At 41.4% G+C, this 12,940-nt stretch carries 16 protein-coding genes; 9 read left to right on the top strand and 7 right to left on the bottom strand.

The features are described 5' to 3' along the window. Positions 1-154 precede the first annotated feature (154 nt). Both CSV74_RS15350 and CSV74_RS15345 read right to left on the bottom strand, forming a co-directional pair. Entirely contained in the window at positions 155-1,414 is a 1,260-nt protein-coding gene (locus tag CSV74_RS15350) for an ABC transporter permease (RefSeq protein WP_099692331.1), read from the bottom strand. Then, complete coding sequence (locus tag CSV74_RS15345; protein WP_099671302.1) at positions 1,407-2,306, bottom strand: ABC transporter ATP-binding protein; 900 nt, start codon at positions 2,304-2,306, stop codon at positions 1,407-1,409. The genes CSV74_RS15350 and CSV74_RS15345 overlap by 8 nt, the downstream gene beginning before the upstream one ends. 188 nt (positions 2,307-2,494) lie before the next feature. On the opposite strand from CSV74_RS15345, the gene CSV74_RS15340 reads away from it, so the two are divergent. Both CSV74_RS15340 and mgsA read left to right on the top strand, forming a co-directional pair. Continuing rightward, positions 2,495-2,680 carry a YhzD family protein gene (locus tag CSV74_RS15340; protein ID WP_029054126.1) on the top strand — a complete coding sequence of 62 codons (186 nt, stop codon included), beginning with the start codon at positions 2,495-2,497 and terminating at the stop codon, positions 2,678-2,680. A gap of 173 nt (positions 2,681-2,853) precedes the next feature. Beyond that, positions 2,854-3,258: a methylglyoxal synthase gene (gene mgsA / locus CSV74_RS15335; protein ID WP_029054127.1), complete on the top strand. Its 405-nt coding sequence runs from the start codon at positions 2,854-2,856 to the stop codon at positions 3,256-3,258. Between the two features lie 68 nt (positions 3,259-3,326). Here mgsA and CSV74_RS15330 read toward each other — a convergent pair whose 3' ends face one another. From CSV74_RS15330 to CSV74_RS15315, 4 genes are all read right to left on the bottom strand, one after another. Next, a complete protein-coding gene (locus tag CSV74_RS15330; RefSeq protein ID WP_099692330.1) occupies positions 3,327-4,109 on the bottom strand; it encodes an enoyl-CoA hydratase in 783 nt (260 codons plus the stop codon). A gap of 117 nt (positions 4,110-4,226) precedes the next feature. Continuing rightward, the gene (locus CSV74_RS15325) at positions 4,227-5,735 is read right to left on the bottom strand and encodes a coproporphyrinogen III oxidase (protein WP_099692329.1); all 1,509 of its coding nucleotides are present in this window, start codon (positions 5,733-5,735) and stop codon (positions 4,227-4,229) included. Positions 5,736-5,795: 60 nt separating this feature from the next. Next, the gene (locus CSV74_RS15320) at positions 5,796-6,146 is read right to left on the bottom strand and encodes a YlbF/YmcA family competence regulator (protein WP_099671298.1); all 351 of its coding nucleotides are present in this window, start codon (positions 6,144-6,146) and stop codon (positions 5,796-5,798) included. Positions 6,147-6,157: 11 nt separating this feature from the next. Next, the gene (locus CSV74_RS15315; protein ID WP_233190990.1) at positions 6,158-7,297 is read right to left on the bottom strand and encodes a DUF445 domain-containing protein; all 1,140 of its coding nucleotides are present in this window, start codon (positions 7,295-7,297) and stop codon (positions 6,158-6,160) included. Positions 7,298-7,488: 191 nt separating this feature from the next. Here CSV74_RS15315 and CSV74_RS15310 point away from each other — a divergent pair, with 191 nt between their 5' ends. Continuing rightward, complete coding sequence (locus CSV74_RS15310; protein WP_099692327.1) at positions 7,489-8,268, top strand: helical backbone metal receptor; 780 nt, start codon at positions 7,489-7,491, stop codon at positions 8,266-8,268. A gap of 1 nt (position 8,269) precedes the next feature. On the opposite strand, the gene CSV74_RS15305 is transcribed toward CSV74_RS15310, so the two are convergent. Then, positions 8,270-8,662, bottom strand: coding sequence for a ferritin family protein (locus tag CSV74_RS15305; RefSeq protein WP_099692326.1), 393 nt, complete (start codon positions 8,660-8,662; stop codon positions 8,270-8,272). Between the two features lie 84 nt (positions 8,663-8,746). Here CSV74_RS15305 and CSV74_RS15300 point away from each other — a divergent pair, with 84 nt between their 5' ends. From CSV74_RS15300 to CSV74_RS15280, 6 genes are all read left to right on the top strand, one after another. After that, positions 8,747-8,950 carry a YheE family protein gene (locus tag CSV74_RS15300; protein ID WP_099692325.1) on the top strand — a complete coding sequence of 68 codons (204 nt, stop codon included), beginning with the start codon at positions 8,747-8,749 and terminating at the stop codon, positions 8,948-8,950. A 44-nt stretch (positions 8,951-8,994) separates the two neighbouring features. Then, positions 8,995-9,147, top strand: a complete 153-nt coding sequence (locus tag CSV74_RS16710; RefSeq protein WP_158231824.1) for a hypothetical protein — start codon at positions 8,995-8,997, stop codon at positions 9,145-9,147. 323 nt (positions 9,148-9,470) lie between these two features. Further along, positions 9,471-10,808, top strand: a complete 1,338-nt coding sequence (locus CSV74_RS15295; RefSeq protein WP_199170368.1) for a hemolysin family protein — start codon at positions 9,471-9,473, stop codon at positions 10,806-10,808. Positions 10,809-10,867: 59 nt separating this feature from the next. Next, positions 10,868-11,287 (top strand): disulfide oxidoreductase, encoded by a 420-nt coding sequence (locus CSV74_RS15290; RefSeq protein ID WP_099692324.1) that lies wholly within the window; start codon positions 10,868-10,870, stop codon positions 11,285-11,287. A 6-nt stretch (positions 11,288-11,293) separates the two neighbouring features. After that, on the top strand, positions 11,294-11,767 hold the full coding sequence (locus CSV74_RS15285; RefSeq protein ID WP_099692323.1) for a thioredoxin family protein: 474 nt from the start codon (positions 11,294-11,296) through the stop codon (positions 11,765-11,767). 13 nt (positions 11,768-11,780) lie between these two features. After that, complete coding sequence (locus CSV74_RS15280; protein WP_099692322.1) at positions 11,781-12,623, top strand: RluA family pseudouridine synthase; 843 nt, start codon at positions 11,781-11,783, stop codon at positions 12,621-12,623. Positions 12,624-12,940: the final 317 nt, after the last annotated feature.

The following is a 12,940-nucleotide window of genomic DNA, read 5'->3' as shown; positions in this document are numbered from 1 at the left end:
AGTGACTAGTTGGCTCACCGCGGGCCCATGGGAAAGCGTCCGCAAGCTGGAGCTTCCATTCCCACATAGTAACTAACTCCACTTACACTTGAACTTAAATCCACGCAAAAAAGAATATCCCAAGAAGCACTGTAACTTCTTGGGACACGTAAACCTATTCTTTTCCAAGCTGAATAGCCTTCTTCAAATCTTTCAATGAACGCGATGGCCCATACATCAAGACACCGCCACGGTACACCTTCGCTCCGAACCAGCCAAGGACGAAAATAGTCACAACCATGATACCTATGGATAGTAAAGGCTCCCATAAAGGTAAATCGAGCATTCCTACCCGTAGGAACATGACGAGTGGGGCAAAGAATGGGATGAATGACGCGATTTTCAAGTAGCCCAATTCTGGATTCCCAAGCCCAGTTGCCGCGATTATGAAAGCTGCAACAATCAACAACGACATTGGCATAATCATTTGCTGTACGTCTTCTGTACGACTCACTAACGAACCAAGCAAGGCTGCGAGTGTGGCATATAAGAAATAGCCGAGTAAGAAGAATATTACGGCGTAAACAAGCGTACTTACTTCTAGGTTTTCTAAACTGAAGAATGCGGATAGCTCATTTTTCTCTCCAGCGGAAGAAAGTGTATAAGCTAAAAATCCTGATACTGCATAGACTAAAATTTGCACAATTCCGAGTGATCCGATTCCAAGCACTTTCGCAAACATATGCTTAACCGGTGATACGCTCGAGATAAGAATTTCCATCACGCGTGATGATTTTTCTGTCGCTACTTCCGTCGCAATCATCGATGAATAAATGATAACGGCAAAGTATATGACGAACATCAATACATACACCAAGACACGAGCTTGGTTCAGCTCTTCCTCTGATTTTGCCGTTTCTGAAATATTATGCTTTTCAAATTGAATCGGCGCAAACAGCTTAGAAACTTGTTCACCGGATAAGGAGAGCTGATCAGCTTTCACTTCCGTTTGAATGTTCTGCAATGCATCTTGTAGAGCAGAAGGCAAAGACTGTTCAACTAAACTACCCGTTGTATAAGACGCGTGGATAGTTTGTTCAGCGTCAAAACTCAATTCCATAAACGCTTCGATTTCTTCTGACTTTACTTTCTCTGATAACTGATCTTGCGTTTCTTCCGTCAGCTCCAATGAAATGCCTTGTTCATTTTGCTGAAGTTGCTCGAGTAGGCGGTCAAACAAAACCCCACTCTCATCCACAACCAGTACACGATCATCTTCTCCACTTCCCATCATCTTACCGACCTTATCAATAATGCTCGGTAAATTCGCGAAGAGGAAAATCCCAGCTACCATAATAAGTGTCGTAATGAAAAATGATTTTGTTTTAGCTTTTGTTAGGAAACTTTGTTTGAAAATAATCCAAAACTCACGCATGCCCTTCCCCCACTTTCGCAATGAATATATCCTGCAAAGATGGTTCTTCTATTTCAAACTGACGAATCGGTCCTTTTTGCAATGTAGCCTGCAACAACGTATGGGCTACTTGTTCATCCTCTACTTGAAAGACTGCACCTTCCAATGAATGATGAGCAGTCGTTACCCCTTCGATGCTTTCTAACTCTAATAAAGGGAAGTCAGCACGAATTCGAACATTCTGTTTGCCGAATGAACGTTTTACGTCACGCAACTTGCCACTGACCAATTGTTTACCATGATGAATAATACTAAGTTGCTCACATAATTCTTCTACATGATCCATGCGGTGGCTCGAGAACAGGATCGTCGCTCCGCTATTACGGAAGTCAACAATCGCTTTTTTCAACATCTCGACATTAACTGGATCAAGTCCCGAGAACGGTTCATCCAAGATCAACAATTGGGGATCATGCAATAATGCAGCAATTACTTGTATTTTTTGCTGATTTCCCTTGGATAACTCCTCTACCTTTTTATTCGTATTTTGTGGCACTTCAAAACGATCCAACCAATGAAGTGCAGCACTTTTTGCTGCTGACTTTTTCATTCCGCGCAGCTGTCCTAGAAAAATTAACTGATCTAGCACTTTCATTTTTGGATAAAGACCTCGTTCTTCAGGTAAATAGCCGATGAGCGGACTCGTCTCATATGATATCGTGCGTCCATTCCACGATATATTTCCTTCTGTTGGAGTTAATAATCCCAATATCATCCGGAACGTAGTCGTCTTACCGGCACCGTTCGCTCCAAGAAATCCGTACATCGTCCCTTCTTCTACCATCAATGACAGCTGATCCACTGCTGTAAAATCACCAAACCGTTTAGTTACTCGTTCTAATTCTAAGGCCATGCACATCATCTCCTTCCATAATCTCTCTATCACGTTCTACGTTTCAACTGACAATATGTTTCACTTTTATTAATATTCATTTACTATATTCTAAACGTTACGTATCTTTTTGCATTTTAATTCACTGAATCATTATTCATTTTATTCATTTCATAGTATACTAAGTAAAAGATGATGGAGGCGATACAATGAAAACATACAAACTTACAGCTTACGAAAAAGATGGTTCATTGATTACAGAAGAAACTTTCACTGCTGAATCCGATGATGCAGCAAAAGAACAAGGTCATCAGTTATTGACAGAAAAAGACCTACTCGAGCGAACGCACCGCCTAGCTTCCCCACTTGGTAAACTATTATTATTCCATACGTGAACAAATGACAAAATCTCCGTTTTAGGGGGTTTTGTTTTTTATACGATGATCATGCACCACAGGAAAGTGTATTGCGCACAGTTTTACAAATATTTATAAAAATAGCACAAGATTTTTCGGGGACTTTGTGATACGCTAGGGTCGTTGAGAAATCGTAGAAGGAAGTGACTCGTTTGAACATTGCTTTGATTGCGCATGATGAAAAAAAGGCTGAATTGGTCAATTTCACAATTGCTTACGAGAAGATTTTTGCTAAGCATACTCTTTATGCAACGGGCACAACAGGATTACGCATCATGGAAGAAACCGATCTTTCTGTCACACGACTCATGTCGGGACCACTTGGTGGCGACCAGCAGATGGGTGCTATGATCGCAACGGGTGAGCTTGATTTGATTTTATTTTTCCGGGATCCGTTGACCGCACAGCCACATGAACCAGATGTGAGCGCCTTACTTCGATTATGTGACGTCTATGGTATTCCTCTCGCTACAAATTTAGCTTCAGCGGAGTTACTATTGCGCGCTATAGAAAAAGGCTATTTCTCATGGAGAGAAACAGCCGCCAAGTATCAATAATTCTTCAAATATATTCATAGATATAAACGAGACGCGCAGTGTTCCTAGCGCGTCTTTTTGCATGCCATTTATTGACCTATAAAGCTCGGTTTTCTTTTCTCGACAAATGCCTGTACGCCTTCGCGATGATCAGTTGAGGAACGCATGGCTGCTTGTGCTTCGCTTTCAAGTTTCACTACTTGTTCAAGTTCTGCGATGCCCGCCGCATGGAGTATTTTCTTTGTTGCTGCCATGGCAGCTGTTGGGGAGTTCAGGATCACTTGAGCACGTTGTTGTGCCGTTTTCCAAGCTTCACCGTCTGCTACCGCTTCATCCACGAGTCCAATCTGCATTGCACTTTTTCCATCAAGTACTTTCCCCGACCAAATCAGTTGTTTAGCTCTGGCTGTACCTACGCGTTCTTTCAGGAAGAAGTGACCGCCACCGTCTGGTACGAGTCCGATACCGATGAAGTTCATAGCAATTTTACTTGATTCTTCCGCGATAACGATGTCGCATGCAATGGCGATACTGCAGCCAAGTCCTGCAGCCGCACCGTGTACAGATGCAATCGTGATTTGTGGCATGCTGTACATAGATAATGCTAATCTTGACAAATCGACCATAATATCTTCCATTTTCATCGGACCATTCGGGTCTAACATCGCCTTGACGTTTCCACCGGCAGAAAATGCTCGACCTGCTCCCTTGAATAGTACGACATGTACTGATGAATTTTCCTTTAATTGATCTACGATATCTGCCAATTCTTTCATCATGAACCCGTCTAACGCGTTCATCGTTTCAGGTTGGTTAAAAGTTACTGTCGCTAATCTTCCTTCAATTTCCACGTCAATCTGTTTTGTCAAAATTAATTCCCCCTTTATATGAATGGTTGTTCATTCATTACATTATACACAATTAACTGAGCATTTGCATAACTTTAACAAAAAATTCCCCCGACATTTTTTGCGAAGGGGGAATCAGCATTATTTTATAGTTTCCGAGGACGGAAATAACTCTTCTAAATACGCTATTTTCTTATCAATAGCTTCTTCAAATCCTAATATATAAGCGCCAGGTTCTTTCGGATTATGGAATTGCGTCAACTTGCCAGTTGCTGGTTCCATGAACTTGCTTGAGGCCCCGCAACCTAAACCGATAATGGTCTGTGCTTCTTCCATGATCAAAATATTATAGAGACTTTCTTCACCGGGTTTTGAATACCCAACATTTTCAAGATTTCCTAAAATGTTTTTCTGGCGGTAGAGATAATACGGAATATATCCGTTATCGCGTGACCATTCCTCTCCACGCGTCATCATTTTTCCTACGGTTTCACGATCCGCTACTTGATACTTGTCTTTGTTGCGTGTCATTTCAGAAGCACGCTTGAACGACAACGTGTGAATCGTCAAAGATTCCGGTTGCATCTTTTCTGTTTCCGCTAATGAATGTTCAAATTCTTCAAGACCTTCATTCGGTAAACCGATGATTAAATCCATATTAATATTGCGCATTCCTTGCTCACGGGACAACCAATATTTATCGATCGTTTCCTGTACAGTGTGATGACGGCCGATTGCTTTCAATGTTTCGTCCGTATATGACTGGGGATTGACACTGATTCGATCGATCCCCCACTTCTTCAGTACTTCAAGTTTCGGTACCGTAATCGTATCAGGACGGCCGGCCTCCACTGTCACTTCACGAACATGTTCCATATAAGGGAATGACTCCATCATCGTTTGATACAGCGCATCCATTTCATCTGCTTCAATAGACGTTGGTGTTCCGCCACCGAAATAAATTGTTGTGATGCGAATATCATGTTCTTTTAACCATTTACCTATCGCGCGCATTTCTTCATGCAAGCCGTCGAGGAAAGTTTCTACCCGCCCACTTTTACGATGAATGGCATAGGCCGGGAACGTGCAATACGCACATTTTGTCGGGCAAAACGGAATGCCAATATATATACTCACTTCTTCTTTCAATGAATACAAATCTGGCAATGCATTCAGCTGAACGTCTGCAATTTCTGCAATCAATTCACTTTTCCGCACCGATACACGATGGCGTTGCTGAAGTAATTGCTTTGCTTCATCTATCGTATGACCGTCTTGCCGGTACATATGATACAACTTTGTAGGACGGATCCCCGTTAGAATCCCCCACTCTTGATTCATTCCTGTTGCTTGTTCCAAAACGTCTAGCAATACGTGGGAATACATTCTCTTACGCTGACGTAGCTGCTCGCGTTCATCTGTCTCTTTTACCTCTTCGGCAAAACGCGACGTATAGTGCGTACCTTGCCATTGAATATCCGCAGTTATACTTGGCGATTCTTCGTAAACTTCGGTAAACCGTAAATCAATCGCTGTATCATCTGCCTGCTCTGTAACTAGTTTAGACTGTTCGAAAAATAAATTGGCTAAATGCGTGAACATTCGGATCCAATCTTGGGGGAATGGTTGATTTACATGTAATTGCTGCATTTTTTCTCCTACTCTCCATCTGTTGAAAAAAACCGGCCAAGGCCGGTTTCGATGTGTCTATTAATTAAATCCTTCATATAAATCTTGAATTGGTTTCAATACTACACGGTTTACTTCTTCAATCAATTCGCTAAGTTTCATTTCAGCAGTTAGCATAGCTAATATTTTCGGATCTTCTTGAGCGAGTTGTGCTGTTTTCTGTGCGTGCTCAAGCTCGTCTCCTTCAATCTCTTCACCTGCCATTTGTTTCTGTTGCAAATTCATTTGGATTTCGCGGAAGCTTTCGAACAATGCACGAGCATTCTCGTCACCTTTCACATCAGCCATTGCTGTTTTCACCGCTACATACTCATCTGTCTTACGTAAAGTAGATTCCAATTTGTTCATATCATCATAAATGTTTACTGACATACTATCTCCTCCTACAATCCATTTAGTGTAAGCGCAATAATTCCTTGCACAATTCCAATGATCCCACCTAGAAATGCGCCCAGAACCGTAATCATTTTAAACTCTCTGCGTGAAATGCCAAGAACTAGATCTTCTAGAACCGCCACAGGGAACGTATCTACCTGCTCTTTCACCATTTCATCCAGTTTTAGCTTCTTCAACGATTGTTCAAGCTGCGCTTCTGCTTGAGCGAATAAAAAGCTGACAATCTGTGGTGTAACCTTTTCAGCCGTCCATGTGGAACCTTGTGGCCAATAATGTAACAAGCTGTGATCGAGTCTTTCATGTAGTGCCAATTGATTGAGTGCATATTTTCTCACTGAAGCAAACACACTATCAAAGTCGAATCCAGACGTCAACTGTTCCATCGGTTGTTGCTGAACGTTCTGCCATTCTTTCCAAATCAGTTGATCTAATAAATCTTTTGTTCCAGGTGCTTCTATAAATCGCAATGCTTCCCGTTGAACCTTGCCGACCAGCGACTCCGATTCTCCGAAAAACATATTGAGCATACCGCCGAATGTCCCTTTTGAAGCTAAGAAATCATCTATCAACTTTTGGAATGTCTGTCTTCCTTCTGCCGAATCAACAAATTGACTTGCGCGTCGTAGAACAAAGTCAGAAGCTAAAGGGATTTTTTCTTCAATTTGTTGTTGCCAACGAAGCGGCATGACTTCTTCTACAGTACCTGTTGTCACTTTTGTTTTCATCTCGTATAGCTGCTGGTCGATTAAAGTAACCAACTTGTCTTCCACTTGGTCAGGAAGTTTGTCGGCACCTGCAAGCTTGAGCCAGTCATTCAATGTCCTATCTGATTGCAAGATGTATTGATCCATTTTACTTTGGATAAACGTCTCTACACGCTTTTCCATCCCAGGCGTCAACATCTTTTTCCGGAACAGATCAGGTGTCAGCAAATAATTTGTCACCGTTTTACCAAGCTGAGTCGCCAATTCATTTCGGCGCTTAGGAATCAAGCCGGGTGTGAACGGCAAACGTGTTTTTCCAATGTATTTTGCTTCATGGGGTCTAAACAGCATCTTAATCGCCAGATGATTCGTTACTCCACCTATCAATGCGCCAATAAACGCCATGAATAAAATAGTTAGCACTATTTTCAATCGCTTCACCTTATTCCACTTGGTCTTCGTTCCAATTATAACAAAAACCAGCTGAATGAAAAGCAATTTGAGGCGGAGATTTCTGACTTTACATTTGATAGCCGTTCAGGTACGTTGCAAGTAGAGTATTACTTACTATGAACCTACGTTTTCACCTACCGCCAAAGGAGGCTTTCATTTCATTGAAGAAAGAAATTATTGACCACTTGGGAAGAACCGTTGTGTATAATTTCCCACCTAAACGAATCGTCACATTATGTCCTGGTATTACGGAGACATTATTCGGAATTGGACTTGAGAAGGAAATTGTCGGACGCACACGTTATTGTATCTATCCCGAACAAGCCAAGACCGTTCCCGCAGTTGCAGGAACGAAAGACCTGAAGTTGGAAAAGATACATGAAGTACAACCCGATTTGATTATTATGGAAAAAGAAGAAAACACAAAAGAGATGGTCGACATTCTTGCCGAGTTCTATCCGGTATATGTAGCGGAAGTACAGACGATCGAAGAAGCCTATAGAATGATTACAGATATGGGATCATTGACTGATCATGAGCAACAGTCCGAGTCGCTTGTCACGGAAATTAAGCAAGCATTCACAGAACTCCCTACTCTTCCTGCTGCGCGAGTTGCCTATGTCATTTGGCAAAAACCGTATATGGTTGCGGGCAAAGACACCTACATTAACTCGTTGTTGCAAAAACTCGGTTTTATCACGCCTTTTGTCGAATCATCTGACCGCTATCCAGCTCTTACAGAAGAGCAATTCAAGGAAGCTAATCTCGACTTAGTATTGCTGTCATCTGAACCATATCCCTTTAAAGAAAAGCAGCAAATTCAGTTCCAAGAAATGCTACCTGATTCAGCGATCCAGCTAATTGATGGCGAAATGTTCTGGTATGGGGTTCGGATGCTTGAAGGTGCTAAGTATTTCAAAGACTTTTCTTTCGACGTTTGATTTAATTTGCTCCATTGAATATGGTAGACATTCGAATCGCATGCTCCATATCGTCATGTAACGCGATGAAAATCGGATCATATGCCTCTTCAAAAGGAATTGTCAGAAACATTTCCTTGCATTGCTCTACCGCTTCAAGTTCAGAAACTAGCGCATTTTTAGCCGATTCTTTCAAATTCGTACAAGGCGCTGGCTTTTTCGGATTCGTCACAAACTCGTTCGTCATTATATAATGTAACTGCTGGAACATTTCGTAATGACTTTTTTCATCCTCATACGCATGGCGAATGAATTCCTGCCATAGCAAATCATTCGTCAGTTGATACATGGACTTATAATAAAAATACGACTTATACTTTTCCTCGACTGCATTACGTAGTTGAGTAACAAACACACTCTCATCCTTTCGTTCCTTTTGGTCAGTTTATGAAATGGACGAACAGGATATCACTAATGGAACGATAAAGGAGAAAACAACATGCTACAACACTTCAGTTACAAAAAAATGTTTGAAGACACTGATCTACCAGGATGGACCATCTCTTTCTATTACCAAAACAAACAATACAAAGGCGACTACCATAAAGATGGCACGATCAACTGGACAAACGGCACACCGCCAGATGAAGAAAAAGTCTTACGAATGGTTCATGACCTTATGACTTTCCACGTCTATGAATGAGATCCAACTAAACCGACCATCCTCTAACTAGAGGAGGTGCTTTTATGGGCAAAGAACAATCAAAAGGTAAACAACAGTTAGAAAAAGAGCGTTTGAAGGTACAAAACCAAAAAACTGAAAACGTTTTTGAAGACAAAAGCCGCATCCCCAACGAACAAAACGCCTTTAAAGAAACTCAATCACAATACGGCGAGTAAACGTATTACCTAAGACTGAAGACACTTTCCTTGTAAAAAGGACTTGGTCTTCAGTCTTTTTTATAAGTTTTTTAAAGATTTTAAAAACAACAAAATTAATCATAAGTCGAAGCTAGTTTCTTCGTGTGGCGGTGTTACCACGTCCCCTCCACTCTTTGGATCGACACATTATGTACCCCTGAAATGATTTTTTTCCCTTCTGTAAGCAAATCGAATTGTAATTTCTCTATAAATAAATTATTATAAAAGATAACTAACTTTACTTTACAGGAGGTGTACGCTTTGTTCTTTTCCCTCATCTGGGTTAAGCGCGAAGCTATTATTTGGATATTGCCATACGATTGGCAGCATTTGCTGCCTTGATCGCAATCACCGCTTTTTTTGTTGCGTGTGAATTCGCAATCGTGAAAGTCCGCTCATCGCGTCTCGACCAATTAATCGATGAAGGTAATCATCGCGCGGTTCTTTCAAAAAAAATTGCCGATAACTTAGATGAATATTTATCCGCTTGTCAGCTCGGAATTACGATTTCGGCACTTGGCCTAGGTATGCTCGGGGAACCAACAGTTCGCATGATGCTAGCTCCCATTTTTGACATGTTTATGCTCGATGCCAATGTCGAAACCATTCTTTCATTCACTATCGCTTTAGCGATCGTCACCTATTTGCATGTCGTGGTTGGAGAACTAGCTCCAAAGACCATCGCATTGCACAAGGCGGAAGAATTATCCCTATCCCTTGCCGTACCACTGAATCTATTTTACCGTCTTATGTACCCGATCATTAAAGGAATGAACGGATCGGCACGTCTTGTTACACGATTGCTAGGCTTCAAATCCATTTCCGAACTAGAAGTAGGTCATACAGAAGAAGAATTGCGCATTATCTTATCCGATAGTTTACGTAGCGGTGAAATCAATCAAGCAGAGTACAAATACGTCAATCGTATTTTCGAGTTTGATGATCGAGTTGCTAAAGAAATTATGCTTCCACGAACAGAAATGATGACAGTCGATAAAGATATGACGTTATCCGAAGTGTTTGAATTACTAGGCGTAGAACAGTTTACCCGTTATCCAATTATCGACGGGGACAAAGATCACGTGATCGGACTTATCAACATGAAACATTTACTGACGGCCTATATTAAAGATCCGTCAAATGGCAGTAAATCGGTCACCAATTATATGCAGCCCATTATCCGAGTCATTGAAACAATCCCAATTGGAGATTTACTCTTAAAGATCCAACGCGAACGTATTCATATGGCTGTTCTATTGGATGAGTATGGAGGGACTTCAGGTCTCGTCACTATTGAAGACATATTAGAAGAAATTGTTGGTGAAATCCGCGATGAGTTCGATATGGATGAACTACCTGAACTTCAGAATGTTGGTCCAGACCATTATATTTTAGATGCTAAGATGTTGATTGAAAACGTCAATCACGCATTAAATATTGAAATTCTTGAAGAAGATATTGACACAATCGGCGGTTGGTTCATGGATCAACGCTTTGAGGCTATACAAGGAGAAAAGATTATTGAACAAGGATATGAGTTTACTGTTAAAGAAGTAGACGGGAATCACATTCTTTATCTAGAAGCTAAAAAGCAACCTCCCGACATCGCAACCAATGAGGCTACCGATTCGTCCAAATAAAGCTTTCCTGTTTAAACAGGAAAGCTTTTATCTATTATCTAATTATAAGGAGATGCTCCATGAATAAAAAACAGGAAAACTGGCTCCTTTCCATATGGACCGTCGCACTAATCGCTACTCTTGGCTCTTTGTATTTTTCAGAAATCAAAGGCTACGTACCTTGTACGATGTGCTGGTATCAACGGATTTTCATGTATCCTATTGTATTGATTGGTTTGATCGCACTCATTCAGAAAAACATTTCAATTGCCTGGACTACGGCTTCCTTCGCTTTTATCGGTGGTTGTATTTCTCTCTACCACTATGGTATTCAGAAACTGGCTTTCCTACAAGACAGCGCTCCTGAATGTGGCGGGGCTTCTTGTACAGGTGCTTACATCAATTATTTCGGATTTATTACGATTCCTTTTCTTGCATTAATAGCATTCGCTTTTATTTTCATCGCAAGTCTTGTAATCTTGAAACAGACAAAGGAGTGAAACACATTGAAAAAATTATTAGCCATTGGTGGAATTATAGTCGTGATCTTCGTTTTGATCATCGTCCTTAATAATAAATCCAATGAGACAAAACTGGCTGACAATCCGTACGGTACAAATAATCTACAGCAATCCACAATTGATTTATTAGACAATGAAAATTATCAGAACGTCGCACTTCCTAAAGATATCTTCAAAAAAATTGAAAGCGGCGAACCAACAACCGTTTATTACTTCAGTCCGGAATGCCCGCACTGTATGGATATGACTCCGCGTTTAATGCCGATTGCAGACGAATATAATGCACATGTCTACCAGTATAATCTGCTTGAGTATGGAGATCAGATAAAACAGGAATACGATATTACAGCATGGCCTGCACTAGTCCACTATAAAGATGGAAAAGAACAAGGCAGAACAGTCGGCTCACAGCCTGACGATCAAATAAGAGCATTCTTTGATGAATTCGAAAGCAACTAAGGAGACTACGTAGATGACAAGTTTTCATTATACAACTCAACAACCCGGTGAGACAATTGAAAAATTACTAAGAGAAAAATGGCAAGGCGGTAAGAAATCGGTTCATCAAATGCGCATGGATAAGAGCGTAACGGATACGGAAGGACAACCAGTGGAATGGAAAGAACCCCTCCCCGAGGGCACGGAGCTGATCTTCGGTTTCTCTGAGGCACAGTCCGACTACAAACCAGAACCTTCCGACTCCTTACGTGTGCTATGGGAAGACGAGCATATACTTGCGGTACACAAACCCGCCGGAGTGTCCGTACACCCAGAACACGTACCTGGTACTGGCACATTGATGAACGAAGTCATGGGCTATATCGATGCAAAAGGTGGCAGCTATGCAGAGCATATCCACCGCCTAGATCAACACACGGCTGGAGTTTTGCTTATCGCAAAACATCCACTAGCAAAAACTATGTTCGATCGGATGTTGGAACAGAATCAAATCGAACGATATTATACGGCTGAACTTGAAGGCCAGCTAAGAAAACCGCGTGGCACGATTAATATGCCAATTGGTAAAGATCGCTATCATGCCACTAAGCGCAGAGTATCACCGTCCGGCCAATCGGCAGTCACGCATTTTAAGGTGATTGAACGTAAACCGGATACGACACTTGTTGAAGCTCAGTTGGAAACAGGCCGAACACACCAGATTCGTGTCCACTTCTCTCATATGGGTCACCCCGTAGTTGGAGATCAGCTGTATGGCAGCGAGACAATGGCAAGAGGACCATATAAGCTAGTTGCTACAAAGGTCGCTTTCACACATCCTATTACGTCAGAGTTGATTGTAGTGGAAACTGAATAAAAAAAGAGCTGTCCAGGAGGTCGTAGAGACCACTGATGACAGCTCTTTTTCATTCCTGTTTTATTACTTGGAAAGTTGTTCGTGAAGTATAAAGAGACTTGTAATCTGGTTAGCATTTGAACTTGATTCTACTTAAGCCCAAAGACAAAAACAATACTCACACTAACGACAGTGAGTGAGCTATTTCCTTCAATTCCCTCCTCGTAGACACCCTGCTTTTTGCTATTAAATCTAACATTGCAAAAAAAGAATCCCATGGAGTATGCTGACTTCTAGGGCATTCAAAATTTATCACTTCACTAACAACAGCTACATAT

It is taken from the genome of Sporosarcina sp. P19 (assembly GCF_002743165.1).
Lineage (GTDB): Bacteria > Bacillota > Bacilli > Bacillales_A > Planococcaceae > Sporosarcina > Sporosarcina ureae.
This window is presented reverse-complemented; position numbering and strand designations above follow the sequence as displayed.